Below are 238 nucleotides of genomic sequence, written 5' to 3' on the forward strand. Positions count from 1 at the left end.
GGTCAAAATAAGGCGTTGGCTGAACCAACGTAATTTTCAGCTCATTCTCGCTAACCGCTTCGATCCCTAAATCAGCCGGTTCCATTTCACCATTGATGATCTCAGTTGCATTTTGAATCAACCCATCGTACATATAAGCGTAGCCGCTAGCTGTTTCTGGATCCACTACTTTTTGCCATGCATAGACAAAATCATCCGCGCTGACTGCTTCTCCGTTTGACCAGACAGCATCTTTACG

Annotated in this window: 1 protein-coding gene; it reads right to left on the reverse strand. The window is 45.4% G+C overall.

The features are described from left to right. Window positions 1-238, reverse strand: a 238-nt coding sequence (locus RT405_RS07445) for an ABC transporter substrate-binding protein (protein WP_313468840.1), incomplete at both ends; no start/stop codon positions are given.

The organism is Carnobacterium sp., assembly GCF_032094055.1.
Taxonomy (GTDB): domain Bacteria; phylum Bacillota; class Bacilli; order Lactobacillales; family Carnobacteriaceae; genus Carnobacterium_A.